The following is a 25,217-nucleotide window of genomic DNA, read 5'->3' on the forward strand; positions in this document are numbered from 1 at the left end:
CTTGCCTCTTGCCTCAATTCTTAATCCCCGTTGTGGCGATACCGCGAATAAATTGCCGCTGACCGATGAGAAATAATAGCATTATCGGCACAGTGGCAATTGTTACCGCTGCCATCATCAAAGGCCAATTATTTGTATATTGCTCCTGAAACTCTGCCAATGCCAGCTGCACCGTTCTTAATTCTGGGCGTGTGGTAAAAACTAAAGGCTTAAATAAATCGTTCCATTCGCCGATAAAGGTGAACAAAAACAGCGTTACCAAAGCCGGACGGGCTAGAGGTAACATTACCCGCCATAAAATTTGCAGTCGGTTCGCCCCATCGATAGCGGCGGCTTCCTCCAACTCTACAGGAATTGTTTGGAAATACTGACGTAACAAGAAAATTCCAAAGCCATTGACAGCAGTTGGTAAGATTAACGCCCCGTAGGTATTTATCAGGTGTCCCCACTTCAAAACCAAAAAGATGGGAATCACCAACAGCTGAAAGGGTATGACTAGGGTAGCTAATACCACCAAAAGCAGAGCTTGGCGTCCCCGAAATTTCAGCCTTGCGAGGGCGTAACCTGCCAATGCAGAAGTGATAATCTGAAAAGCCGTAACGGCGATCGCCACCAAGGTAGAATTAGCAAATGCCAGTAAAAATTTACCTTGTTGCCATGCATCGCGGTAATTAGCTAAAGTCCAGTTATTTATTGGCAAAACTCCAGGAGTCACCCCCGTGGGTGCAAAGGAGGTAAGAAAAACCACAAACAAAGGCAGTAAAACAATCAATGCTCCTAGCAGTAGTACTCCTAGGCTCAGAAAATTAGCATTTTTCAGTTTCCAGATTGTTTTAGACATGGGTTGGTTATAGCTTCAAGGAATTTGTCTTTCTAGTACTAGAGCATCGCTAAGAGCAAAGGCTAATCTATAACAATAGATGACTTGTTAAGTTAAATTAAACCACAGTGCTCATTACCCAAAATTTCTAGGGTAAATTAAATTTCGGTATCAAATGATTCAGGCTTCCTAGAGGAGTAAGCATACTATGCAGCAAATTGTAGACCAAGTTGAAAAAATTGATTTCCAAAGTGAAACATACAAAGATGCCTATAGCCGCATTAATGCAATTGTGATTGAAGGGGAACAAGAAGCCCATGATAATTACATCAAACTAGCTGAATTGCTGCCAGCCAAGAAAGATGAACTAATTCGTCTATCGAAGATGGAAAGTCGCCACAAGAAAGGATTTGAAGCTTGTGGGCGGAATTTGAAAGTAACGCCGGATATGGAATTTGCCCAGAATTTCTTCTTGGGACTGCACCAAAATTTTCAAACAGCAGCGGCATCCGGTAAAGTTGTTACTTGCTTGCTGATTCAATCTTTGATTATCGAATGTTTTGCGATCGCCGCATACAACATCTACATCCCCGTTGCTGATGATTTTGCCCGCAAAATTACTGAGGGAGTAGTCAAAGAAGAGTATAGCCATCTCAGCTTTGGTGAAGTTTGGTTGCAAGAAAACTTTGCCGAAGCTAAAGCTGAACTAGAAGAGGCAAATCGCCATAACCTTCCCATTGTCTGGAAAATGCTTAACCAAGTGGCAGATGATGCCCAAATTTTAGCAATGGAAAAAGAAGCATTAGTGGAAGACTTCATGATTCAGTACGGTGAAGCCCTGAGTAATATAGGATTCACAACCCGCGACATCATGCGCCTGTCAGCCTACGGACTCACCGCTGCTTAGACAAGTAGATAGGGGCAACTACTGTGTTGCCTCTAATGTAACATTACCCTTTATGTAGTACTTTTAAGAATTAGTTATCTTCTCTTCCCCTTGGGAAAAACCTGTCCAAAATTGGCGGTTCCAACGCTTTTATCGGCGGCTTTTAAAATCTCGTTTTCACCCAAGATATTGGGTGATGCCGCCCTCAAGCCTCGGAGTTTACGCATCTAACGAGTAGATTTTGGATCAGGAACCGCCAATGAAAGGATAACTTTAATGAAACCCCACTAATTCCACGCTTTTGACAGCACACGCCTAATACATCACTACATGTTTGGTCTAATTGGACATTTGACTAGTTTGGAACACGCTCAAGCGGTAGCTCAAGAATTGGGATACCCAGAATATGCCGATCAAGGGCTAGATTTTTGGTGCAGCGCCCCGCCGCAAATTGTTGATAGCATTACCGTTACCAGTGTCACTGGGCAAAAAATTGAAGGACGGTATGTAGAATCTTGTTTTTTGCCGGAAATGTTAGCAAATCGCCGCATCAAAGCCGCAACGCGCAAAATCCTCAACGCCATGGCCCATGCTCAGAAGCATGGCATTGATATCACCGCTTTAGGTGGGTTTTCTTCGATTATTTTTGAAAATTTTCATTTGGAGCAGTTTAGCCAAGTCCGTAATATTAAACTGGAGTTTGAACGCTTCACCACAGGGAATACTCATACTGCCTACATTATTTGTCGGCAGGTGGAAGAAGCGTCGAAACAACTAGGAATTGAGCTGTCGAAAGCAACTGTTGCAGTCTGTGGGGCAACTGGGGATATTGGGAGTGCAGTCACACGCTGGCTAGATCGAAAAACAGATGTTAAAGAACTGCTGCTGATAGCCCGTAACCAAGAACGTCTCACAGAACTACAAGCGGAACTGGGGCGGGGAAAAATTATGGGTTTGAGCGAAGCACTACCCCAAGCTGATATCGTAGTTTGGGTTGCTAGTATGCCTAAAGGCGTAGATATTGACCCCACTGTTTTGAAGCAACCCTGTCTGCTGATTGATGGTGGCTATCCTAAAAACTTAGGGACAAAAATTCAGTATCCTGGCGTGTATGTGTTAAATGGTGGAATTGTCGAGCATTCCCTAGATATTGACTGGAAGATTATGAAAATCGTCAATATGGATGTGCCGGCACGCCAGTTATTTGCTTGTTTTGCTGAATCAATGCTTTTGGAATTTGAGAAGTTATATACAAACTTTTCTTGGGGGCGCAATCAGATTACCGTAGATAAAATGGAGCAAATTGGTCGAGTGTCGATTAAACACGGATTTAGACCACTGCTAGTTTAGGTAATGGCTAATGGGTAATGGCTAATGGCTAATGGCTAATGGCTAATGGAAATCAATCGCCAATCCCCAATTAGCTCTTTACCAATTACCTTTTTCCCAATTACCAATTACCTTTTTCCCCATTACCCATTACCAGTCCCCAATTACCACTACCCTAACCATGGCAATTACTGAGCGTAAACCGCTACTGTTGGATTTTGAAAAGCCGCTCGCAGAACTGGCAACCCGGATTGAGCAAATTCGGCAACTTGCAGAAGAAAACGGCGTCGATGTTTCTAGTCAAATTAGACAACTAGAAGCACGAGCCATGCAACTGCGTGAGGAAATTTTCGGTAGTTTATCGCCGTCCCAGCGACTGCAAGTAGCCCGTCATCCCCGGCGTCCCAGTACTCTCGATTACATTCAGGCAATTAGTGATGAATGGATGGAATTACATGGCGATCGCGGTGGTGGTGATGATCCGGCTTTAGTTGGTGGCGTTGGTCGTTTGGGTGGACAACCCGTGGTGATGTTGGGCCATCAAAAAGGTCGTGACACTAAAGACAATGTAGCCCGTAACTTTGGCATGGCTTCTCCTGGTGGCTACCGCAAGGCGATGCGGTTAATGGATCATGCCAACAAATTTAGTATGCCAATTATAACTTTTATCGATACCCCAGGAGCTTGGGCGGGTATAGAAGCAGAACATCAAGGACAGGGAGAAGCGATCGCCTATAATTTACGAGAAATGTTCTGCCTGGATGTGCCGATTATTTGCACAGTCATTGGTGAAGGCGGTTCTGGCGGCGCACTGGGTATTGGTGTAGGCGATCGCCTGTTGATGTTTGAACACTCCGTTTATACCGTTGCTACCCCAGAAGCCTGCGCCGCTATTTTGTGGAAAGATTCCAGCAAAGCCCCCCAAGCAGCCGTCGCCTTGAAAATCATCTCCCATGACCTGAAAAACTTAGGAATTATTGACCAGATATTGCCTGAACCCACTGGTGGCGCTCATTCCGACCCCCTGAAAGCTGCTACAACTCTCAAGCAAGCACTGTTGGAGAATTTGCACGACCTCAACGGTTTCACCTCTCCAGAACGCCGTCAACTGCGCTATGAAAAATTCCGTAAAATTGGTGTTTTTACTGAAGTTGCCCACTAACAATACTTGAGATGCTTGATTAGTACAACGGCAGTGCTATAATTGCCTATGGTTCTTAAAGATTCTTAACAATCTTATCAGCCATAGGCATTTGTGTGTTTGGCCAATCAACTCAATTTGATTGAGTGGTTTGTAGAGTAATCAGTAATCAATTTTAAGTTTACGACCTATTTTCCCAGGCGATGATTTGTTGTCTTTCCTAGGAAAAGAGATCACAGGCTATGTACCCATATTGGCAAGGCATTTTAGCAGTTGTCAAAAAGCAATTATCGGGTTTTTAGATTCTCTTAATCTATCCAATCCGAGAGATTGGCACAATGGGGTAGCAAGGAGCTTTCCGCACTGCCAAAAAATTGGGAGATACCATGAGTGTTGAGCAGAAACGACGCGCCCTGATCACAGGGGCAAGTAGTGGAATTGGCAAAGCAACGGCTTTAGCATTTGCCAAGGCGGGAATAGATGTCGCCTTAGTCAGCCGTTCTGTGGATAAGCTGGAGGCGGTTGCAGCCGCAGCAAGGCTTACTGGGGTAGAAGCGAGAGCTTTCGCCGTTGATCTAGCTTGTGTTTCCCAAGTACAAGCACAGATACAAGCGATCGCCCTTGATTTTGGCGATATAGACATTCTGGTAAACAATGCTGGCATGGGATACACAGCCACCTTAAGCGAAACTCCCCTAGAAGACTGGCAGTATTTGATTAACTTAAATCTCACCAGTGTGTTTCAGTGTATTAACGGGATTTTGCCGACCATGCGGCATCGGGGTATCGGCACAATTATCAACGTTGCCTCGATTGCTGCCAAGCAACCCTTTCCCGGTTGGGGAGCATATAACGTCAGCAAAGCAGGTCTGGTTGCCCTATCTCAAACCTTGGCACAAGAAGAGCGGGCCAACGGCATTCGCGTTACTGCTATTTGTCCTGGTGCCGTCAAGACGGAACTGTGGGACACAGAAACAGTCCAGTCTAACTTTGACCGTTCCAAAATGTTAACCCCAGAAGTTATTGCTCAGTCAATTCTTCATACTGTTTTATTACCACAACAGGCAGTCATTGAGGAATTAACCATTATGTCCAATGCTGGTGTCCTCTAATTAGTTCTTTGTCCTTTGTTTTTTGCAAAAGACTAATGATCATCGCTACGCTCCAATTCAAAATTCAAAATTCAAAATTCAAAAAGGGGTTATTTCATTTTGAACTTTGCATTTTGCATTTTCACCCAGGAGCTTGACTAATGACCAATCACTAAACTCTAACCAAAACTTACATCATGACTATCGCTAGTTCCAACGGTTCCAATCGCGCTCAATCTCCTCTGAATCCCGACTTGGCAGAAGTTATCAACCCTAGACCCGACCGTAATACTCACGACGGAGGGGAACCAGTTTTGCTCTCGCCAACAGAAGAAAATAAAGAGCAAATGATGGAAGCCGCGCGGACACTGCTATTAGGCGTTGGCGAAGACCCCGAACGTGAAGGACTCCTCAAAACACCCAAGCGCATGGCTGAGGCCCTGCTGTTTCTTACCAGTGGCTACGACCAATCCTTAGAAGAACTCGTTAATGGTGCCATCTTTGATGAAGGACATAATGAGATGGTACTAGTTCGAGATATTAATTTCTTTAGCCTGTGCGAACATCATATGCTGCCATTTATGGGCAGAGCACACGTTGCTTATATCCCTAACCAAAAAGTTGTGGGACTGAGTAAGCTGGCCCGCATTGTTGAGATGTATTCCCGGCGCTTGCAAGTACAGGAGAGGCTAACCCGCCAAATTGCCGAAGCGATTCAGACCGTTTTAGAACCTCATGGCGTAGCTGTTGTGATGGAAGCTACCCATATGTGCATGGCAATGCGTGGTGTTCAGAAGCCAGGTTCTTGGACTGTGACCAGCGCAATGGTTGGTGTGTTCCAAGAGGAGCAAAAAACCCGCGAAGAATTCTTTAACTTGATTCGTCACCAAGGAGCGTTCTTTTAGGAATTGGGGATTGGGGATTGGGGATTGGGGATTGGGAAAAACTCTTACCAATTACCTTTTTCCCGATTACCGATTACCTTTTTCCTCATTATCTAACCTGTGAAATAGCAGCGCTACTTTGTCTAAATTCTTGTCTCCTGGTGCGTTTTCAACACCACTAGATAAATCAATGCCACTAGGATTAACCTGACTCAGAGCTGCGACAATATTATCTGGTGTGAGTCCCCCGGCTAAAAACCAAGGGCAACTGGGGCTAAATTGTTGTAGCATTTCCCAATCTAAGGTTTTACCTGTGCCACCTAGTTGTTGGGGATGATAGGCATCGAGTAGTAAGGTATCTATAGAATTTATGTAAGTAAGGGCTGTGTCTAAATCGCCAAGTGAACGAATTCTCAGCGCTTTAATAATTTCTACCTGGGGGAGGTATTGACGCAATTGGTAGCAAAACGCTGGCAATTCATCTCCGTGTAGTTGGACGCCAGTCAATCCTGCTTCAACTACTATTTGACTGATTTCGGGGATGCTGGCGTTGGCAAAAACACCAATTTTGTCAATGTTTGCTGGTAATGATGCCACCGCTGCCTGTATTTGGGCTGTGGTAACGTAGCGTGGAGAGGTGGGTACACAGATAAATCCGATTGCTGTGGCGCCAAGGGATGCGATCGCAATTGACTGTTCTGGTTGAGTGATGCCGCAAATTTTAATCCGCATACCAGGAAAGACAAATTTAAAATAGTTACAAGGGAAAAGCTGAAAACCCTTGAGGTTGAGGCTTGTCTTTGTCAGCCGCAACAGCGCTTAACATAAGGGATGAAAGCTAGCAGCAGTATTTAGCCAGTGCTTTGATTCTAACTATTTTTGCCTATATTTTGATAAACTAAATTCATCAGCAAGCAAGGTAATAGACACATTGTGTCGCCTAAGCAAATCTTAGGTGCGGGGAGTGTCAAAATCTTGTAGGATTACATAAATTTTTCCATTTAGGAGAAAAAGCTTGATTTCATCTATTTTACTTGCAGCCGCTGGATCTGTTCCTGCAACACCAGTGTGGAGTCCTACAGTAGGAATCATTATCAGCGTCAGCAGCTTAGTAGCTCTTTTGCTAACTCTTGCATCTAAGGCTCCCAAAGTTGGGCCTAGTATGCCTTTACTCCCAGTCACTGTTCCCGCATTCATTGGGGCGATGGCTTTTGGTCATGTGATCGGTATTGGTGTCGTTTTAGGACTAACCAACATTGGTCGTCTGTAGATTTGAGTTGACATACCTTGGGTGAACAGTGGGCGGTGGGAAAGCTTTTATCCTATTTTTAGCAGGGATGGGTTTTTCCGCCGCCATTTTGCTATGGCTATTAGATGCCTGACCTACAAGAATTAATTGAATATTTTTAGGACTTACCCATTGACAAAAAAAGCTAAATATGTAAACTGGTTTTATTCATTGAAAATCTTAATTCGTGCGTTAGGGAACGCACACTACAGGATGCGTCCCCTGAGGTATCAGAACACCATTAAAAAAAACCAATATTTAGTAGGATGCGTCCCCTGACGCATCAAAACACCATTAAAAAAGCCCAAAATTAGGATGAATTGCCACAGTGCGTAAGTCCTAATTTTTCTATGGGGACATGATAAGCTGTTACGCTTTTAATTTGCACATCAAGGGCGGGCTTTTCGGCCCACCCCACAAGAGTTATGCTCAATAATGATATGCAAATTATAGGATTTTCAGCTTATTACCCCTCAGCCTGCCGCAGTGCTTCCAGTTCCTCTGGGGTGAAGGGATTTACTCCTGCCTTGAGTGCTTCTATCCAGCGCAGCCGCCGCTGTTTCACATCTTCTGAGTGACCATCAAGTGCATTGCTATCTACTGCCGCCTGAAAGTCTACTAATGCCCTAGCTAGTCCTCGACTATCTTGATAACTTTTATTTTCAGGTTCTAGGGTGACGGCATATTTCAGATATTGAGAGAAAGAACTGGGTTGCTAGTTTTTAGGGCTGACTCAAACGCTGGGTATGACTCTTTGCTAGACAAAACCACAATTTTTGGGTTAGAGCTTTTGCCGTTCTTTAAATCTACAAACTCATTTAGCCCTTGAACACCTTCTTCAATAATTTTTCTATTTGCTCCATAATCATCACGTTCCATATCTGTTTTTACAGGATATATCACTCCCAAAGGTCTGTTTGATTCAACAGCAGCTTTAACAGTGAAACGAGATCCTCCCTTAATAGAACTTTGGATTAAAATCAAACCGGCTCCAAGTCCTGCCTGAATTCTACAAGATTTCACCACAGAAAAAGTATCCTGCTTCTTTAAAGGAGGCATTTCAGATATAACAAGTCCATCATTCGCCAAAATATATTCAATATTGGCGACTGACTGCTTTGGTAAGGAGCGGAAGGAGGATTTAGCTAATCCACTGCCTACTACCCCTACAACCTCTGCAAAACAATATTCTTCTTGATCTCGAATTGAGAAAGTATCAATACCGTCTGCTAAACCGTTACAAATCACCCAACCTCTTGATGAAAAGTATTTACCAATACGCTCGGCAATTATATTTCCGGTTTTATTAGGCTTCCTTGTGCCAATGATAGTAATCGCATCCTTATATAATAAAGAAAAATTTCCAAGGAAGAAAAGGATAGGGGGAGGATCTTTTAATTCAAAAAGTTTTTTGGGATAGTTGGCATCTACAACAGAAGTGAAACTAATTTTATGCAGTTCACATTCAGATACTATATTTTCAGCTTTAGAAACAGCTTCTTTAATTTCCGAAGAGGAGTATTTCTTGCCAACTATTGCTAAAATCTGAGTAATAATTTCATCAGCACTTGTTGCAGAACCGTAACGACAACTTTGCTTTATAGTAACTAAGTTTTTTTTGACAAATGTAGCTCCTACTCCTTTAATAAGAGAAAGTGCAAGAACAGTAAAGCTTAATTCTGAAGTTTCTTTCATTCTATATTCTCCGTATAACCACATCCATCACCATATGGAGGCTTAGGACAGGAATAAAATTTATTACCAGTTTGACTATTAGTCCTTTCTTTCATATATTTATTCATCCCCTCTTGTGAACATTTTGGACACAGTACACCACTGTCGCTATATCCACATCCATCACCTTGAGCTTTAGGCGGTACGCAAGAGTAAAATTTGACACCTGTTTCCCTGTTAATCTTTAGTTGTAGTAGTTTATTTAATCCATTAGCTAAACATTTAGGACAGTCCCTATTACTATCTACCGAATTTATAAGTTGAAACAAGGCAATGAACAAAATATTTTTGGCTCCTTTGGCACGTAGCTTTTCTAATAAAGTATCAGCGGTAGCTCCAGTAGTGTACTGATCATCAAGAATGATTATACTCTTACCCTTGAGATCCAATCCATCCAGAAGGTTAATATTATTATCAATAAATCTTCGCCTATCTTCTGCTGTAGACTGTTTACGGGTAGAAGAATCAACCCCATTGTTCCACTCAAATACACTAATACAACTTAACGCTGGTCTACTTTGTCGAATTTGATTAACAATGAGATCAAATAACTCTCCCATCTTATTCGCTGGCTGCGTTGTCTGCTTATCTGGAACATAGGTAAATATATCCCATAAATAAGATTGAGTTTCTAGAACAAGCTCTAAATAAGTCATTACAGCGTCCCGAATTAAAAATAGTAGCTCTTGAGTTCTAGCTACCTGACCAAATTCAAAGTATTTTGCTGTAGCATGATATTTATCACACTCACCTTGGGACTGCCTAGCTAAAATCCTGTGAGCAGTTAGTCTCCCTTGTGGGACGTCATCAGGGCGAGGTTTTCTAGCTATACAGCTGACAGTACCCATAAACTTAGCTTCTAAGCAGAGCAAGTTTTGTAAAGGATTTTTCAAAATATCTAAAAGACTTGAATAATTTTGAGCAAAGTATGTAGAACCACTTTTAGTATTCTTCACATAATCACCTATGCCATCTCTAATTTCTAAGTTTCTTGCTTCATAGAATGCAGTTAACACTGTTGGAACTTGTAGACCTCTACCAAGTTCAATATCTAGCCAAGAGTCACCAATCACGTAGCAAGTGCTGCTTGAAATGTCAATATTTTGCTCTTGTAAAAAGTTGAGTGTTTTCAAAGTGTTTGGTTTATCTGCGAGAGAAAGTACAGCAGTACAATACTCGCTGAAGTGTTCTCTTACGATTGGATCTACATATCTAGGATGTGAGTCAGAAACAATTATGCACTCGAAGCCCAGGTTTTTTGCCTCTGCAAGAAATTCTGTAGCTCCCTGGAAAACTTGAATTTGTGACACGTCTGTTTGCACTTGCCCATCTTTCATGGGTTTCAATGCAATATCTGCTGTGTCTGTTAAAGTTCCATCCAAGTCAATCAGCAGATACTTTTTCTCGAGTAAGGGTCTATTTTCCACTTGAAAAGCTTACCTTTGTACTAAACTTGTATCAGATTATCCTCAGTAAGAGTGTTGAAATAAACCGGAAAAATACGGAATCTGGGGAGAATGCGTTTTATGAGTCGTGCAACAGCGTCAGATGCAGGAGTCTTGCCAATTAGCTGTAATAGTTCTGGTTTTTCGGTGATAATTGCCCGAAAGCTTTCTAGATAAGCGGCTTGACTCACCAAAGCTACACACTGCACCAAACTTAACTCTTTTTGCGTTTGGTCAGCAATTAGCTTAATAATGGTAAGCGCAATGGGTGCAAAGGGAATTACTGTTCCAGCAATTTGACCTAATGGACTATTGAGGATATCTAAAAGCGACGCGATTTCCCCTATATATGGGTTGAGGCTTTTTTGCTCTTTTACCGCTTTTGCTAAATCAAGCACGGCTTTGGCTGCGTCGGCTCCTGTTTTGACTGCTTCCACCCCTTGTCCTAAGTTCAATTCCCGAATGTCGGTTGTCAAAAACTTCCAAAGCTTGATAGCCATTGCCTATTCCCCTAACCATATTAATAAGCTTAGTTATAAGTATTACATTAGTTCAGTATCTTTACTTGGTTAACCTCTCCCTAAAAACCTATCGATTACCCAGATATTCCTTCAGTCTTAAAAGCTGGTAAAATGAGTTCAAAGCCTTGTGGAATCTCCTCTTCGTAAATTTCCTACGCTTGTAGAAATTATACCAACTACTCGAAATTAAATTATGAGCCGCTTTCTCTCCATTCTTCTAGCGGGCTTGATGGCATCTGTGTCAGTTCTATCGGTGTTTGAAAGCGCTGAGGCTGCACCACGCAAGACTCGTCATCACGGTCATTATGGCAATGTCTATTATCGCAGACACAACCGCGGTAGTTATCACCGCATAAATCATCGTAGACGGATACATCGACGCCGTAGTCACTATCGCTACTATTACCGACATATCAATCGCATTCGCCCTATTAAAATCTATCTCCCCCGTCCTGGTTATGGTCGTGTGCATCACGGCTATCGTGGTTACTAGTTCCGCTTCGACTCACAGCATTTTTCCCAGGACTTACGCAAGAACTCTGCGAAACTCTTATTCCTTCTCTTCGAGACGCTACGCGTTGGCGAAGCCTCGCCTCTGGCGATACGTGTCATTTGCGGTAGCCTACGGCACGCCCTTCGGTCTACGTTCCTTCATGATGAAAGCGTAAGTCCTGTTTCCAATGAATAGACTATGTGCAGACCTTTCTCCTACCAATAGCCTAGGAGGTGAGGGGAAATAGCTTTTGTTTTTTGACTGACCCACAGAAAAACCCATCACAAAAAAGTAGCCCCCTTCCCTAGCAGGGTTGGGGGTTAGGTTCTTTTGCTGTAATTGCTTAAATTGAGAACTTTATATATCTAAAGAGTACGATAAGCTGACTACAGCAGTTTTCATCCTCAAAACAATGACAGCAAAGAGTCCCACAATTTTAGCCCTGGACTTTGACGGAGTAGTTTGCGATGGGCTAATTGAATATTTTGAGGTAGCATGGCGTACCTATTGTAAAATTTGGTCGCCTGCTAAGGATACACCACCAGATGATTTAGCTTCTCGATTTTATCGCTTACGACCTGTAATTGAAACTGGTTGGGAAATGCCTGTTTTAATTAAGGCTTTGGTTGAGGGATTTTCTGATGCTAAAATTCTGCAAGAATGGGTAAGTATTGCTCCAGAAATTTTGTTAGCAGACAAATTGCAGGCGAAAGATATTGGCGCAAAATTAGACTATCTCCGAGATGAATGGATTAATACAGATTTAGATGGCTGGCTAAGTCTGCATAGATTTTATCCTGGGGTGGTGGAAAAAATTAAGGCGACTATTACTAGTGAAGTTAAGTTATTCATTGTCACTACTAAGGAAGGGCGTTTTGTCCAGCAGCTGTTGCAACAAGCAGGAGTTGATTTACCAACCGCAGCAATTTTTGGTAAGGAAGTGAAGCGCCCTAAATATGAAATTCTGCGAGAATTAATTCAGACGGCAGATGTCAAGCCTGTTAGTTTATGGTTTATGGAAGATAGACTGAAAACTTTGCAGTTAGTCCAACAGCAATCAGACCTTGGTGATGTGCAACTTTTCTTGGCAGATTGGGGTTATAATACCCAACCAGAAAGGGATGCTGCTGAAAATGATCCGCGAATTCAGCTAATATCACTTTCTCAGTTTGCTTTATATTTTTCTGGTTGGTTTTAATTAATTGAGGAATGATATGTAGAGCAGGCGTCACGAGAGCTACTCAATGATAGGCGAGACGCCTGTTTTACAATTTTTAAATGCAATTTTTTATCCTTACTCATCATTTATTATTTATGCTTGATCTAACAAAACTAGCGCGACAAATGCAGGGTTTGAGTCAGCATCTGACTTTAGAGGCTGCTGCGAGTCGTCAGCGTTTAGAGTTGGCACAACAACATCTAAAAAAGGCTTTTGAGTTTCAGGAAGAGTTGGTTAAGCGTCAGGAACAATGGCGCGATCGCATTATCTTTGCTAATGCTACCCCAATTGAGCCACTAGAAACCTGTATTGATATCCCTGTTCCGCCTAAAATTCATACTGTCATCTCTACTGATGGTTCGCAAATTTCCCCCAACCACCACGAAATTGCTTACTGCTATCTGATAAATATCGGTAGAGTAGTTTTACATTATGGTCAAAATCGCCACCCGCTGCTAGATAGTTTACCGGAGGTATTTTATCGCCCAGAAGATTTATATGTGTCTCGACAATGGGGGATTAAAACTGATGAATGGATGGGTTTTTGCCGTACTGCTTCGGAAATAACGGTGTTAGCAGAAGTGGCTTGCAGTATGAAAGGGGAAGTACCAATTTTAGCAATGGTGGATGGTTCCTTAATTTACTGGTTTTTGGAACAGTTGCCTATGGATGCACGCGATCGCATTTTACCCCCCATCCTCGAAGCTTGGAAACAGATGCGTGATGCTCAAATTCCCCTGATGGGCTATCTTAGCGCCTCTCGCAACATCGACGCTATGAACTTTTTACGCCTGTCAGCTTGTCCCCATCCAGTACCCGACTGTATAACTTATTGCCCCAATCAGCTAGAAGCAGTCCCTTGCAAAAAATTTGATCCTCTGCGAGATACAGCCCTCTGGGCAACCCAACTCAAACCCGGACAACGCGGACCCTTGTGGCGCAGTAATGCCCGCATTCTTGAACTATACGAAAACCAAACCATTTACTTCTGCTATGTCCACGTCGGTACAGAGATTGCACGGATTGAATTTCCTGCTTGGGTAGCCGAAAACACTACGATGTTTGATCAAGCGTTAGGACTGATGTTAGCACAGGTGCAAAAAGGATATGGCTACCCTGTGGCGATCGCAGAAGCACATAATCAAGCAGTGGTACGCGGCGGCGATCGAGCAAGATTCTTTGCCCTCTTGGAACGACAAATGATTAAAGCTGGCATCAAAAATGTCGGAACTTCCTACAAAGAAGCCAGAAAGCGGGGGAGTATTGCTTAAAATCAGCTTTCATACCCGCACTATTAGTGACGGCTTTTTCAGTATTATTCCTATATCCAAGAAAATTTAGAAATGCTTATATTAGCATAATCAGTTTTATTTGGGGACTAGAAATAGCCAAACCCTATCCTCAGAAATTTCTGTTACATTTCTTAGCTTTACTTAAAAAAACCAAAATTAAATCAACTTAAGAATCTTAAAAAATTCCAAATCAACCATTTGGACAGGATTGAACTATGATTAAAAAAAATAAATCTAAATATGAATTAGCAGAAGAAAACTACTCTCGATTCTTCTCGCTCTCCATAGATTTACTTTGTATCGCTGGTTTTGATGGTTATTTCAAGACTGTAAACCCATCATGGACAAAAACTTTAGGTTGGTCAACCCATAAACTCCTTGCCAACACCTTTATTGATTTTGTTCATCCTGAAGACCGTGAAAATACTATTTTCCATACTAAAAGCTTGACAGAAGGTATGGATTCAATTAATTTTGAAAACCGCTATCTTTGTCAAGATGGTTCGTATAAATGGTTGTCGTGGAATGCAACTGCATACATCGAAGAGCAGTTAATTTATGCAGTTGCTCATGATATAACGCCTCAGAAAGAAAATGAGATAGCCTTACAAAAAAACATCAAAGAATTAGAAGCTTTAAAGTTTGCATTAGATGCTCATTCGCTGGTAGCTGTTACTGATGTAGAAGGGATCATTACCTATGCTAACGAGCAATTTTGTAAAATTTCTAAATACTCAAAAGAAGAACTTATAGGTCAAGACCACCGGATTATCAAATCTGGTTATCATTCAAAAGAATTTTTTAAAGATTTGTGGAGAACAATTGCCCAAGGAAAGTTATGGAAGGGGGAAATGAAAAACAAAGCCAAGGATGGCACATTTTATTGGGTAGATACTCTCATTGTCCCAGTACTAAATCCCGATGGCAAACCCCACCAATATATAGCAATTCGTTCAGATATTACAGACCGTAAGCTTTCAGAGTTAGCACTGTTAGAAAGATCGCGCTTGTCACTCTTGAGTGCAGAAGTCAGTTTAGCCTTATCTCAACGCGGTACCCTACCAGAAATTCTGCAAAACTGCTCAAATACGATGTCGCAATACCTGGATGTCGCCTTTATTGGCATCTGGACTTTTGGACAGGAGACAAACCAACTACAGTTGCAAGCTGGCGTTCATTGCACAGATGCTAACTGTGACATATTGACCGATTTTCTCGATTATCCTAATCACATGGTTGTAGCTAATGATGCTATTAGCTCAATTACTCAAAACCATCAAGCTATTTTAAACGAAGAAGTATTAATTAATAATCAGGAACTATTTCTCGATTCTACATTTTCCATTTTCCGCTTATGTGCCTATCCCTTAATTATTGAGCAGCAATTAATTGGCATCATGGCTTTATTTAGCCAGCAATTATTTACCGATCCAACCCATAACCTATTAAATTGGATTGCAAATAATATTGCGGTAGCTGTTGATCGCATCTGGGCGCGAGAAGAACTCCTCAGCCGTCGGGAAGCTCTGCTGTTGCGTCTTGCTAGCGAAATCCGCAGTTCGCTCGATATCGATACTATTCTAGAAACTGCCGTTAACGAAATCCGCAGCTTATTACAAATTGACCGCTGCTATTTTCTTTGGTATTTACCAAATTCCTCCCCGCCAAATCTGACTATCACCCATGAAGCGCGGGACTCTAAATTACCCACTATGTTAGGTAAAGTTTCGCCACAAAAAAGTATTTATTTGGCAAAAATGCTTCTCCGCCAAGAGTTAATTTGCATAGATGATATACACAGCAATTTCCTACTCGAACATAGTCTCGATTATAATACAGATGAACTGCTAAGAGAGTTTGATATCACTTCTCAACTGCTGCTACCAATAAAAAGTAATTCTGAGGAATTTGGCGCAATTGTTTGCAGTCATTGTAGTGGCGAAAGAATTTGGAACAATAGTGAAATTGTACTCCTGCAAGCTGTGACAGATCAATTAGCGATCGCCATCAATCAAGCACAAATTTATGCCCAAAGTCGTGCTGCTACTTTAGCCGCCCAAACTCAAGCAGAAAAACTCACCGAAGCCTTGCATAAGTTGCAGCAAACGCAAGCGCAACTGATTCAACATGAAAAAATGTCTAGTTTGGGACAGCTAGTAGCAGGCGTTGCCCATGAAATCAATAACCCAGTTAATTTTATTCATGGCAACTTAACCCATGCTAACGAATACTTTGACGACTTACTAGAGCTATTACAACTTTATCAGCAGCACTATCCCCATCCTCATCCAGAAATTAACAATTTATCTGAAGAAATTGACTTAGAATTTCTGACTAGTGACCTGTCAAAACTCATATCTTCAATGAAAATAGGTACTAATCGCATCCGTGAGATTGTTCTGAGTTTGCGAAACTTCTCCCGCCTTGATGAAGCCGAGAAAAAGTTAGTTGATATTCATGAAGGAATTGATAACACACTGTTTATTTTGCATCATCGCTGGAAAAATATTGGTAGTGAAATTGGCATATCTATCATCAAAGATTATGGGAATTTACCTTTAATTGATTGCTACCCAGGTCAACTTAATCAGGTATTTATGAACATTTTAACTAATGCCATCGATGCATTAGATGAATTAGCCGCCCAGGGAAATATTAGGGAAGACAAGCATCAAAAATTTTCCCCACCTACGATTTCGATTAGCACCGCAATTTTAGAAAACGACTTTATTTCTATCCAGATTGCTGACAATGGAATCGGCATCACAGAAGAAGTCAGAACAAAGCTATTTGACCCATTTTTTACCACAAAACCTGTGGGTAAGGGCACAGGATTAGGGCTGTCAATTAGCTACCAAATTATCGTCGAAAAACATGGAGGAATTTTGGAGTGTTTTTCGGAACCAGGACAAGGTACAAAGTTCTGGATTCAGATTCCAATTAAGTAAAATTAAATCATTAGCAAATGATAGTTTTTATTTCCTGAACCATGGGTTACAGATTAAGATACTGTTGCCTTTGTCAATGAGTAATTGTGCTGAGAATCAGGTAATGAACGAGCCTTGGATATGACTTTTTATGTTACGAGAGGTGATTAACTAAATATTACGTGTAAAATCCCAATTATTTGTATTTTTTAAACTTATTTTTCTTATACTTAAGCAGTATTACTAGTAATAAACCACTGAGTAGGACTTGTAATTTGTCACGAATTTTGCTGAGATTAAGCTAGAGCAAACCAAAAGATCGTAACTCATGTTTCATGTAGTTTGTGAAATTACTGCCATTCTTACTGGAAACTGTTACCTTTACATTTCTTTAGGGAAAGCTATATTTATAGCAGTAGATCAGGCGATTAGGACATTCTTAAAAGCTCAAACTCAGTGATGACAAGGGTTTTATTTTGCCTATTGCAAGAGTGACTATTGCCTTCTGCTATAGCTGAGACTTAGAGAATAATCCTTTGGGTAGCTAACTATAGTCCAGTCCTTTATGAGCTATCTTGGAATTTAACTCTATGGAAAGATACTTAGACGCCCACCAGAGGCTGTTCACCAGACACCGCTTAGTTACCAAAAGTGCAGTTATTGTTTTGGCTGTAGTCGTGGCACTGATGGGTACAGGCTGTAGTGGCAAAGTATCCGGTGGTTCAAAACCTGCTGTGGATAAAGCTCCCGACAGTAGCAAACAAAACTTATTCACCCTAAAAATTGGGGTGCTACCAGCACGCAACCCTCAAGACCAAGAACAGATGATGAAAGTCTTCGATGCCTACTTAGAAAAATCCCTGGGACGACAAGTCGATTTCCAAATTGCCAAGAATTACAATGAAGCTGTTGACTGGCTGGTGCAAGAAAAGGTTGATATTGCTTATTTAGGGCCTTCTACCTATCTAAAAGCATTAGATCGGGGTGCTAAAGTAGAACCATTAGTTGCTCCCATCGACATGCATACAGGGCAACCTTGGTATCGGGCATGCATTATTGTCAGAGCAGACAGTCCCATCAAAACCTTAAAAGACCTCAAAGGCCAGCGCGTTGCCTTTGTAGATAAATCATCAACCTCTGGGTATTTGATGCCACTGGTAAGTCTCAAGAAACTGGGGATTAATCCTGAGCGGGATTTTGCTCAAGTTCTTTTTGCTGGAAACCATAGCAAGAGTATGGCAGCATTGGAAAATGGCACTGTTGATGCCGCTGCGGCTAATATTTCGTCTTACCTCAAGCGGCAAAAAAGCGGCAAACTCACACCTAAAAACTCCAGAATTATCTGGGAGTCTGCCCCCATACCCAAGCCACCCATAGTAGTATCAACAAGACTGTCCCTTGAGTTGATCGAACAATTGAAGCAAGCATTTATTAATACCCCGGATGGTATGGAGGATATTACGGGAAATGAGTCAGCTGGATACACCCTTGTTAGTCCTTCCGACTACGCTCCTGTTCAGCAACTCCGAAAAGACCTCAACTTAATTTCCATCCCGGCAAAATGAAGATATCTACAAAGTTTTTCACCGGTTCTGCTATATTTGTTGGACTCATAGTAGCTATTCTTGTTGGTAACAATTTAGTTTTTCAGCAGATAAAACAGATAGTTATTGACAAAAGCAAACAAAGCACTGAAACTATCAAAGCATCTCTAGAAGCAGAAAATGCCTTAAAATCTGAAATTATTGCCCTTAAAGATATTGTTTTATTTAATACCAAAAAATCGGAACTAAATCAGTTTCAAGCCCAGTTTTTGGAATCCCTCGATAAGTTAGAGATATTAATACCAGACGCTACAAAAATATCTGTAATTCGTCGCCGGCACAAGTTTATTGCCAATATGGGGATTCAGCTAACTCAGCGGCAAGCCAGTGAAACCTATCTGGCTGATTCTCAGCAGTATTTCCGAGCAATTAATTCCTTTAACAGAGATATTGAGTTTTTCTTAAAAGATGTGATTGACCTTGCTTATGAGCAAAGCTTCATGATGGATTCGCAATTGGAAAGCCTACATCAAATGCAGAAAAATATCTCTTTTGCTGTGATCGGGGTGATTCTGATTCTATTTGTTGGTAAGTTTTTGCTGATCTGGCGTCCGGTGATTCAGTCTTTGCAAAAGTTACAGATGGGAACAGCAGAAGTTGCATCTGGCAACTTCGATTACCGTTTAGATATCTGCACAGGGGATGAAGTAGAAGACCTTGCTCAAGCATTTAACTACATGGGAGCGAAGCTAGCCCAATCCCGTGAAACACTACTGGAAAACACTGAATTAACCCAAATAAACCAACGCTTAGAGTTAGAAATATCTGAACGCAAACAAGCAGAGTCAAAACTCCAAAAAGCCTTACTAAAACTCCAAAATACCCAAGCTCAACTGATTCAAACTGAGAAAATGTCTAGCTTGGGTCAGCTTGTGGCTGGGATAGCACACGAAATCAATAATCCAGTTAACTTTATCTATGGCAATATCACCCACACTACGGAATACGCTCATGAACTACTAGAGCTAATACATCTCTACCAAGAAGAATTCCCGATTCCCGGAGATAAAATTCAGGAAAAGGTTGAGGAAATTGACTTGAAATTTCTGCTGGATGATTTGCCCAAAGTTCTCAGTTCGATGAAAATAGGAGCTAACCGCATTAGGGAGCTTGTCTTGTCTTTACGCACTTTCTCCCGTCTGGATGAAGCGGATATGAAAGAGGTTGATATTCATGAAGGTATTGAGAGTACGCTGCTAATTTTGCAGAATCGGCTGAAAGTTAATCCAAAGCATCCCAAGGTTGAAGTCATCAAGGAGTATGGCCAGCTACCTTTGGTAGAGTGTTATGCAGGGCAGTTAAATCAGGTGTTTATGAACATTTTGAATAATGCGATCGATGCCTTTGAACGTGACAATGCCCAGTGTTCTGGTTCAGGCATTCAGAGTCATCCCAGTCAGATTAAGATTTGCACTGAACTTGTTGGTAATGACAAAGTGCTGGTGCGAATTGCTGATAATGGGCCAGGGATGACCCAAGAGGTTAAGCAAAAGCTGTTTGATCCATTTTTCACTACTAAACCTGTGGGTGAGGGGACAGGGTTGGGCTTATCGATTAGTTACCAAATTGTTGTGCAGAGACACTCTGGTAATTTGCGGTGTGTGTCAGAATTGAAGAAAGGAACTGAGTTTTGGATTGAGATTCCCTTGCATCAGCAAAAGAACCAGGTTGTATCCCAAGATGACATGGAAGCGATCGCTCGATAGCGGGTACTCTGGGCCATGGTCTCAATCATCTAAAAGTTAAAATTATCCTACTAACAAAATTCATAAATTGCTCATTAAAAGAATCAGCTATGCAAAACTTAAATACATTCAACACCACTGAGTTGAATTTAGAGCTATTTCATCTCCAGAGTCATACATCTTTTGATTTACCCCCAAATCTGCCTGTGATTCGCATCGGTAAGCTGAATGATCAAATTCTGCCGGATATAGATGTTTCCAATTTGCCAGATGCAGATGTGGCTTCTCGCATTCATGCACAGGTTCAGGTAACCGGAAGTATTTATTTTATTGAAGATTTGGGAAGCTCTAACGGGACATTTATCAATAACACTAAGCTGGAGCCGAGAACTCCTTATCTGCTCAACTTGGGAGATAGAATTGATCTTGGCCAAGGAGGTAAAATAACATTTATATTTCAATCTAAACAAGATCAGCAACTAAATGTTGCTTCTAGTACAAATCCTACAGCACTTCAGCCACAAATGGCTGGTAATAGCAGACAAAATTCAGTAGATAAAACTAGCAAATTGCTCGGCTTGGCTTTGATGGTTGCCGGAATTGTGCTTTTAACTGCGAATATTCAAGTGGGGATTTATATCCGTCTTCCTGGTGTCATACTATGCACAGCTGGCGTTTATATCCTCTTCCAAAGAAAGTTAAATCACAATTTAGGCTGGCTTTTGCTCGCCCTAGGTATAGGGGTGATTGTTTTTACTGCTCAGGGATTTGCTTCAATAAATCTTTTGCTACTTATTGGCTCAGGTAGTTTATTTTTAGCCGGATATCAACTGTTGAATACTGGAAAAATTTTGGATCATGATTGGCGATCGCTCCAGGAATTGATCAAGAAATAGCTCCAACCCAGTTATACAAAGACTTATGTGTGTATTCCCCTAGGCGAAGTGAGCGATCGCATCGCCTTTTCTTTGAAGATAATTGCTATATATCGAGTACTTTTGGAGTAAGAAGCGAGTAAATTGATTTTGTCAACGATTTGAGATAAAAACTCAAACTGGTGTCAGGAGTAGGGTTATGAAGTATATTCCGTATTTAGTTTCAGTTCTTTTTGCTGGTTCGGTTTTGAATCTGGCTATCAGCACTCAACCAGCACAAGCTCAAGTAGCTTATGGTAGCTATGTTGGTATCGGCCCAACAGTTGGACTTTCTGAAGGTGGGCAGATTGGGGGGGTGCTTGCTTTCCGGTACAAGCTACTGGAAAGACCAATTTCTTTCCGTGCCCAAGCTTTAGTTGGCGAAAGTACAGCAGTTGTGCCCACAGTTTCCTATGACGTCCCCCTCAATTGGCAAACAGATGCATACTTGGGACTTGGGGTAGTATTAGCTGGTGGTGCTACACGTTCCCCTGTGGGTAATAAAATTAGTTTAGCCTTGCAACCGGGAATTGATTACATTGTGCCAAATAGCAACACTGTAATTTTTGGTAACGCTATTATTGCCTTTGATGCCTACCGCAATGGCGCCGGTACAGCCTTATCTCTGCAAGGTGGTGTAGGTTTGAGATTTTAATTAGTGAACTACCACACACTCACCCGAAGCGGGTAGAGTGTGGGCTTCTCCTTTCAACAACCACAGCCGCCACAGTAGTAGACTTACGCCCATACTGTTTTGGTCTTACATAGCCTTCAGGAGCAATAACGCTGGTTCCCAACGCCAATACACGCAAGCCTTCATTTTTGAGATTTTTCGCCGCATTAATGTCTCTGTCGTGTCGCTCTTTACAGTGCGGACAATCAAATTCACGCACAGACAAATCCATTTTTGGCAGTGGCTTCAAGGTATGGAAGCAAAGATGAGTTGAAGCAAAGAATCGACCTATTTCTAGATAGACTTTGCCCACCATTTCGGCTTTGTACTTGAGCATGGTACAAAACATTCCCCAGCCAGCATCAGATATTGCCTTGGCTAGTGTGATTGCAAGTATAGAACTGGGAAAACGGGTATTAATTAAACGTCGTTGACCTGATATCTTAAGCGTCAAAGGCGATCGCGACTATAATTAGAAGTAATCATTCGGTCACCAGAGGTCAGGGGGAAAGCAGGATGTAAATCCGGCGCTGTCCCGCAACTGTGAAACGATTTTAGAATTTATACTTAAGTAAGAACGTTACAATCTAACGTCTCTACATTGCTGAAAATCGAAAATTGGGTAAGTCAGGCTACCCAAGGAATTATACTATCGGGTTCTACAAATCTGCGAGGTACAGATGACTGCTACTACAAATCCAACCAGTTCCCCTGGTGGCTCGAATCATACTTTATTCGTTTGTAAAACCTGCGCCAGTGTTTGGCAAGAGGGAAAACGCATTGGTGAAAGCGGCGGTGAAAAACTACTCCAACAGCTTCAGCACTTCGCCCAAGATTGGGATTTACGAGAGCAATTCCCCATTGAAGAAGTGGAATGTATGAGTGCTTGTAACCGTTCCTGCGTTGTTGCCTTTACTGCTAAGGGCAAATTAACATATCTGTTTGGAGATTTGACTGTTGATGGCTGTGCCTCTGCGGTGCTTGAATGTGCCCGTCAATACTACATTCAGCCAGATGGTGTACTGCCTTGGGCAAAAAGACCAGAAGCCCTGAAAAAGGGACTTTTGGCAAGGATTCCCGCCTTACCGCTGATGTAATTTACCCCTCTGGTAAACCTCTCCTTGAATAGGTTTTTGCCAAGGGCAACAGGAGAGTATGAAATTATTGCTCTCTTGTTTTTTGAGTAATTTTTTTACTATTTTGCTAAATCTGAATATATCTAAAGTTGATATGATGCGCGTTTTGATTCTGGGTGGGACGGGTGATGCTGCGGAGTTAGCTGCAAGGTTGGCGACTATCCCAGAAATTGAGGCGATCGCATCTTTAGCCGGTCGGACTCGTGAACCATCAACCCCTGTTGGTAATTATCGCATAGGCGGGTTCGGTGGTGTACCGGGTTTGGTTGATTATCTGCGAGTTATGCAAATTGATGTTTTGATTGATGCTACCCATCCCTTCGCTAATCAGATGTCGTTTAATGCAGCAGATGCAGCGGCGGAGGTGGGAATTCCTCGGTTGCTGTTAAATCGTCCTCCTTGGGAGAAGAAGCAGGGGGATGTCTGGGTTGAGGTTGAGAATGTTACAGATGCCGCTACAGCCTTAGCAAGCCAAGCACAGCGGGTATTTTTAACCGTTGGTAGACAAGAACTTTCTGCCTTTGCACATTTACAGGATATCTGGTTTTTGATGCGAATGATTGATCAGCCTAGCCCTGATGCCATCGTACCCCCTGGAGTGTTGTTGTGCGATCGCGGCCCTTTTGCTTTGGATAATGAAAGAAAAATTTTGACTCAATACAATATAGATGCGATCGTCAGCAAAAATAGCGGCGGTGATGCCACCTATCCCAAGATTATCGCAGCGCGGGAACTTGGGGTGAAAGTTGTAATGATCAACCGTCCAGCGATACCGCGAGGGGAACAAGTCGCAGATGTTGAAAGTGCTGTGTTGTGGTTGGTTGATAAAATGAAAGAACTTAGTGGAGGAAAGCCAGATGGTGACAAAGCAACCACACTTTAATACTCAGATTTTACCATTGGAAAATGGCGATCGCTTATCGCGTTATGAGTTTGAACGTCGCTATACAGCAAGTCCCGATGTGAAAAAAGCCGAATTAATCGAAGGAGTTGTTTACATAGCCTCATCTGTAGGTTTTCGTCATCATGCTGAACCACACGCTAACTTAATAGGTTGGTTAGGAATTTATAAAATTGCTACTCCTGGAGTGGAGTTAGGAATTAACCCAACAATTAGGCTAGATCAAGATAATGAACCGCAACCCGATGGAGTCTTATTAATTGATCAAAAATTGGGGGGAAATTCCCGTTTAACAGCAGATGACTACATCGAAGGTGCACCAGAATTAGTTACAGAAATTTCTGCCAGCAGTGCAGCTTATGATTTGCACGATAAAAAAAGGGCATATCGCCGCAATGGAATTCAAGAATATATTTCTTGGCAGATTTTAGAAAATAAATTAGATTGGTTTCAACTGATAGAAAGCGAGTATCTATCTCTTCAAGCAGATGCTGATGGTATTATCAAAAGTCAAGTAATGCCGGGTTTATGGTTAGCAGTTCCCCAATTATTAGCGGGGGATATGGTGACAGTTTTAGCTGTGTTGCAAGCTGGATTAAATTCACCAGAACATAGGGAATTTATCCAACGGCTATCAAAAATATAACTTACTCAAGTAGCAAGATATTCCTCAATCCGAAACTGCGCTTGATCTAAAGAGTATTTAACCGCTTCTTGATTACCACCTATAAACCGCGTTTCCAGAAAATACCGCTCAAATTTTAAACCTGCTTTTTCCATGACTCGAATAGATGCAACATTAGCCACCAACGCTGTGGCTACAACACATTGAATTTTCAACTCAGAAAACCCTTTTAATATCAACTCCCGTGAACCTTCAGTTGCATAACCTTTACCCCAAGCAGATTTTCGCAACCGATAACCTAACTCAATTTCTTCTGGATTATCTATGGCGGTATTTTCTAAATTTGGTCGAAAATGAAACCAGCCGATGAAGTTTTTACTCGATTTCTCTATGGCTGCCCAAATACCATAACTATCATATAAATTGTAGTATTTAAGAAATCTGGGTAGCACTTGCTGTTTAATATCTTCGTATTCTGTGGGTTTGCCTGTGAGATTAGCAAAGCGGACAACATCGGGATCGTTGTTTAATTCAAATAAGTTATCAAGATCATTTTCAGTAAACTGGCGAAAAATCAATCTTTCTGTTTCTAGAAAAATTTTCATTGTA

Annotated in this window: 24 protein-coding genes; 17 read left to right on the forward strand and 7 right to left on the reverse strand. The window is 41.7% G+C overall.

All coding sequences use genetic code 11. The features are described from left to right. Positions 1-13: 13 nt before the first annotated feature. Positions 14-841: a carbohydrate ABC transporter permease gene (locus tag H6G32_RS02560; RefSeq protein WP_190454290.1), complete on the reverse strand. Its 828-nt coding sequence runs from the start codon at positions 839-841 to the stop codon at positions 14-16. Positions 842-1,028: 187 nt separating this feature from the next. Here H6G32_RS02560 and H6G32_RS02565 point away from each other — a divergent pair, with 187 nt between their 5' ends. The 5 genes from H6G32_RS02565 (at position 1,029) to folE (ending at position 6,172) form a co-directional block, all read left to right on the forward strand. Then, positions 1,029-1,727, forward strand: coding sequence for an aldehyde oxygenase (deformylating) (locus H6G32_RS02565; protein WP_190454292.1), 699 nt, complete (start codon positions 1,029-1,031; stop codon positions 1,725-1,727). Positions 1,728-2,036: 309 nt separating this feature from the next. Then, the gene (locus H6G32_RS02570) at positions 2,037-3,056 is read left to right on the forward strand and encodes a long-chain acyl-[acyl-carrier-protein] reductase (protein ID WP_190454295.1); all 1,020 of its coding nucleotides are present in this window, start codon (positions 2,037-2,039) and stop codon (positions 3,054-3,056) included. A 160-nt stretch (positions 3,057-3,216) separates the two neighbouring features. After that, a complete protein-coding gene (locus H6G32_RS02575; protein ID WP_190454300.1) occupies positions 3,217-4,197 on the forward strand; it encodes an acetyl-CoA carboxylase carboxyltransferase subunit alpha in 981 nt (326 codons plus the stop codon). A 365-nt stretch (positions 4,198-4,562) separates the two neighbouring features. Next, positions 4,563-5,288, forward strand: coding sequence for an SDR family oxidoreductase (locus H6G32_RS02580; RefSeq protein ID WP_190454302.1), 726 nt, complete (start codon positions 4,563-4,565; stop codon positions 5,286-5,288). Between the two features lie 176 nt (positions 5,289-5,464). Beyond that, entirely contained in the window at positions 5,465-6,172 is a 708-nt protein-coding gene (gene folE / locus H6G32_RS02585) for a GTP cyclohydrolase I FolE (protein WP_190454305.1), read from the forward strand. 66 nt (positions 6,173-6,238) lie between these two features. Here folE and H6G32_RS02590 read toward each other — a convergent pair whose 3' ends face one another. Continuing rightward, entirely contained in the window at positions 6,239-6,883 is a 645-nt protein-coding gene (locus tag H6G32_RS02590) for a phosphoribosylanthranilate isomerase (protein WP_190454310.1), read from the reverse strand. 283 nt (positions 6,884-7,166) lie between these two features. Between H6G32_RS02590 and psaK the strand changes: the two genes are divergently transcribed. After that, positions 7,167-7,421 carry a photosystem I reaction center subunit PsaK gene (gene psaK / locus H6G32_RS02595; protein ID WP_190454312.1) on the forward strand — a complete coding sequence of 85 codons (255 nt, stop codon included), beginning with the start codon at positions 7,167-7,169 and terminating at the stop codon, positions 7,419-7,421. 705 nt (positions 7,422-8,126) lie between these two features. Here the strand turns inward: psaK and H6G32_RS02600 are convergent. The 3 genes from H6G32_RS02600 to H6G32_RS02610 are packed head-to-tail and all read right to left on the reverse strand — an operon-like array spanning position 8,127 to position 11,118. Beyond that, positions 8,127-9,134 (reverse strand): DNA-processing protein DprA, encoded by a 1,008-nt coding sequence (locus H6G32_RS02600; protein ID WP_190454314.1) that lies wholly within the window; start codon positions 9,132-9,134, stop codon positions 8,127-8,129. After that, positions 9,131-10,600 (reverse strand): haloacid dehalogenase-like hydrolase, encoded by a 1,470-nt coding sequence (locus tag H6G32_RS02605; RefSeq protein WP_190454317.1) that lies wholly within the window; start codon positions 10,598-10,600, stop codon positions 9,131-9,133. Before H6G32_RS02605 ends, H6G32_RS02600 begins: the two co-directional genes overlap by 4 nt. A gap of 20 nt (positions 10,601-10,620) precedes the next feature. Next, the gene (locus H6G32_RS02610; protein WP_190454320.1) at positions 10,621-11,118 is read right to left on the reverse strand and encodes a hypothetical protein; all 498 of its coding nucleotides are present in this window, start codon (positions 11,116-11,118) and stop codon (positions 10,621-10,623) included. A gap of 214 nt (positions 11,119-11,332) precedes the next feature. Here H6G32_RS02610 and H6G32_RS02615 point away from each other — a divergent pair, with 214 nt between their 5' ends. The 8 genes from H6G32_RS02615 (at position 11,333) to H6G32_RS02650 (ending at position 21,928) form a co-directional block, all read left to right on the forward strand. Beyond that, positions 11,333-11,632: a hypothetical protein gene (locus tag H6G32_RS02615; RefSeq protein ID WP_190454323.1), complete on the forward strand. Its 300-nt coding sequence runs from the start codon at positions 11,333-11,335 to the stop codon at positions 11,630-11,632. Positions 11,633-12,044: 412 nt separating this feature from the next. Beyond that, complete coding sequence (locus tag H6G32_RS02620; RefSeq protein WP_190454327.1) at positions 12,045-12,830, forward strand: HAD family hydrolase; 786 nt, start codon at positions 12,045-12,047, stop codon at positions 12,828-12,830. 116 nt (positions 12,831-12,946) lie between these two features. Then, the gene (locus H6G32_RS02625) at positions 12,947-14,122 is read left to right on the forward strand and encodes a DNA double-strand break repair nuclease NurA (protein WP_190454330.1); all 1,176 of its coding nucleotides are present in this window, start codon (positions 12,947-12,949) and stop codon (positions 14,120-14,122) included. A gap of 236 nt (positions 14,123-14,358) precedes the next feature. Continuing rightward, positions 14,359-17,091 (forward strand): PAS domain S-box protein, encoded by a 2,733-nt coding sequence (locus H6G32_RS02630; protein WP_190454332.1) that lies wholly within the window; start codon positions 14,359-14,361, stop codon positions 17,089-17,091. Between the two features lie 569 nt (positions 17,092-17,660). Further along, positions 17,661-18,635, forward strand: a complete 975-nt coding sequence (locus H6G32_RS02635; RefSeq protein ID WP_190454335.1) for a substrate-binding domain-containing protein — start codon at positions 17,661-17,663, stop codon at positions 18,633-18,635. Continuing rightward, positions 18,632-20,380: a sensor histidine kinase gene (locus tag H6G32_RS02640; RefSeq protein ID WP_190454338.1), complete on the forward strand. Its 1,749-nt coding sequence runs from the start codon at positions 18,632-18,634 to the stop codon at positions 20,378-20,380. The genes H6G32_RS02635 and H6G32_RS02640 overlap by 4 nt, the downstream gene beginning before the upstream one ends. Positions 20,381-20,469: 89 nt before the next feature. After that, entirely contained in the window at positions 20,470-21,255 is a 786-nt protein-coding gene (locus H6G32_RS02645) for an FHA domain-containing protein (protein WP_190454341.1), read from the forward strand. 178 nt (positions 21,256-21,433) lie between these two features. Next, the gene (locus H6G32_RS02650; RefSeq protein WP_190454346.1) at positions 21,434-21,928 is read left to right on the forward strand and encodes a hypothetical protein; all 495 of its coding nucleotides are present in this window, start codon (positions 21,434-21,436) and stop codon (positions 21,926-21,928) included. 19 nt (positions 21,929-21,947) lie between these two features. On the opposite strand, the gene H6G32_RS02655 is transcribed toward H6G32_RS02650, so the two are convergent. Further along, positions 21,948-22,400 (reverse strand): transposase, encoded by a 453-nt coding sequence (locus tag H6G32_RS02655; RefSeq protein WP_309232556.1) that lies wholly within the window; start codon positions 22,398-22,400, stop codon positions 21,948-21,950. A gap of 226 nt (positions 22,401-22,626) precedes the next feature. Between H6G32_RS02655 and H6G32_RS02660 the strand changes: the two genes are divergently transcribed. The 3 genes from H6G32_RS02660 to H6G32_RS02670 all read left to right on the forward strand — a co-directional run bounded on the left by H6G32_RS02660 (position 22,627) and on the right by H6G32_RS02670 (position 24,629). Beyond that, a complete protein-coding gene (locus H6G32_RS02660; protein ID WP_190454349.1) occupies positions 22,627-23,043 on the forward strand; it encodes a DUF1636 domain-containing protein in 417 nt (138 codons plus the stop codon). A 136-nt stretch (positions 23,044-23,179) separates the two neighbouring features. Then, the gene (locus H6G32_RS02665; RefSeq protein ID WP_190454512.1) at positions 23,180-23,965 is read left to right on the forward strand and encodes a cobalt-precorrin-6A reductase; all 786 of its coding nucleotides are present in this window, start codon (positions 23,180-23,182) and stop codon (positions 23,963-23,965) included. Then, a complete protein-coding gene (locus tag H6G32_RS02670) occupies positions 23,940-24,629 on the forward strand; it encodes a Uma2 family endonuclease (protein WP_190454352.1) in 690 nt (229 codons plus the stop codon). The genes H6G32_RS02665 and H6G32_RS02670 overlap by 26 nt, the downstream gene beginning before the upstream one ends. A 5-nt stretch (positions 24,630-24,634) precedes the next feature. Here the strand turns inward: H6G32_RS02670 and H6G32_RS02675 are convergent, their stop codons facing one another. Next, positions 24,635-25,213, reverse strand: a complete 579-nt coding sequence (locus tag H6G32_RS02675; RefSeq protein WP_190454356.1) for a GNAT family N-acetyltransferase — start codon at positions 25,211-25,213, stop codon at positions 24,635-24,637. Positions 25,214-25,217: the final 4 nt, after the last annotated feature.

It is taken from the genome of Cylindrospermum sp. FACHB-282 (assembly GCF_014697195.1).
Classification (GTDB): Bacteria; Cyanobacteriota; Cyanobacteriia; order Cyanobacteriales; family Nostocaceae; genus Cylindrospermum.

What these genes read in the sequence shown, in the direction of transcription:
- H6G32_RS02620 (WP_190454327.1), top strand. Translation starts at nt 12,045, where the DNA reads ATGACAGCAAAGAGTCCCACAATTTTAGCCCTGGACTTTGACGGAGTA.
- H6G32_RS02565 (WP_190454292.1), top strand. Translation starts at nt 1,029, where the DNA reads ATGCAGCAAATTGTAGACCAAGTTGAAAAAATTGATTTCCAAAGTGAA.
- H6G32_RS02625 (WP_190454330.1), top strand. Translation starts at nt 12,947, where the DNA reads ATGCTTGATCTAACAAAACTAGCGCGACAAATGCAGGGTTTGAGTCAG.
- H6G32_RS02580 (WP_190454302.1), top strand. Translation starts at nt 4,563, where the DNA reads ATGAGTGTTGAGCAGAAACGACGCGCCCTGATCACAGGGGCAAGTAGT.
- H6G32_RS02610 (WP_190454320.1), bottom strand. Translation starts at nt 11,118, where the DNA reads ATGGCTATCAAGCTTTGGAAGTTTTTGACAACCGACATTCGGGAATTG.
- folE (WP_190454305.1), top strand. Translation starts at nt 5,465, where the DNA reads ATGACTATCGCTAGTTCCAACGGTTCCAATCGCGCTCAATCTCCTCTG.
- H6G32_RS02560 (WP_190454290.1), bottom strand. Translation starts at nt 841, where the DNA reads ATGTCTAAAACAATCTGGAAACTGAAAAATGCTAATTTTCTGAGCCTA.
- H6G32_RS02615 (WP_190454323.1), top strand. Translation starts at nt 11,333, where the DNA reads ATGAGCCGCTTTCTCTCCATTCTTCTAGCGGGCTTGATGGCATCTGTG.
- H6G32_RS02660 (WP_190454349.1), top strand. Translation starts at nt 22,627, where the DNA reads ATGACTGCTACTACAAATCCAACCAGTTCCCCTGGTGGCTCGAATCAT.
- H6G32_RS02650 (WP_190454346.1), top strand. Translation starts at nt 21,434, where the DNA reads ATGAAGTATATTCCGTATTTAGTTTCAGTTCTTTTTGCTGGTTCGGTT.
- H6G32_RS02645 (WP_190454341.1), top strand. Translation starts at nt 20,470, where the DNA reads ATGCAAAACTTAAATACATTCAACACCACTGAGTTGAATTTAGAGCTA.
- H6G32_RS02600 (WP_190454314.1), bottom strand. Translation starts at nt 9,134, where the DNA reads ATGAAAGAAACTTCAGAATTAAGCTTTACTGTTCTTGCACTTTCTCTT.
- H6G32_RS02570 (WP_190454295.1), top strand. Translation starts at nt 2,037, where the DNA reads ATGTTTGGTCTAATTGGACATTTGACTAGTTTGGAACACGCTCAAGCG.
- H6G32_RS02640 (WP_190454338.1), top strand. Translation starts at nt 18,632, where the DNA reads ATGAAGATATCTACAAAGTTTTTCACCGGTTCTGCTATATTTGTTGGA.
- H6G32_RS02665 (WP_190454512.1), top strand. Translation starts at nt 23,180, where the DNA reads ATGCGCGTTTTGATTCTGGGTGGGACGGGTGATGCTGCGGAGTTAGCT.
- H6G32_RS02635 (WP_190454335.1), top strand. Translation starts at nt 17,661, where the DNA reads ATGGAAAGATACTTAGACGCCCACCAGAGGCTGTTCACCAGACACCGC.
- H6G32_RS02670 (WP_190454352.1), top strand. Translation starts at nt 23,940, where the DNA reads ATGGTGACAAAGCAACCACACTTTAATACTCAGATTTTACCATTGGAA.
- H6G32_RS02590 (WP_190454310.1), bottom strand. Translation starts at nt 6,883, where the DNA reads ATGCGGATTAAAATTTGCGGCATCACTCAACCAGAACAGTCAATTGCG.
- H6G32_RS02575 (WP_190454300.1), top strand. Translation starts at nt 3,217, where the DNA reads ATGGCAATTACTGAGCGTAAACCGCTACTGTTGGATTTTGAAAAGCCG.
- H6G32_RS02630 (WP_190454332.1), top strand. Translation starts at nt 14,359, where the DNA reads ATGATTAAAAAAAATAAATCTAAATATGAATTAGCAGAAGAAAACTAC.
- H6G32_RS02675 (WP_190454356.1), bottom strand. Translation starts at nt 25,213, where the DNA reads ATGAAAATTTTTCTAGAAACAGAAAGATTGATTTTTCGCCAGTTTACT.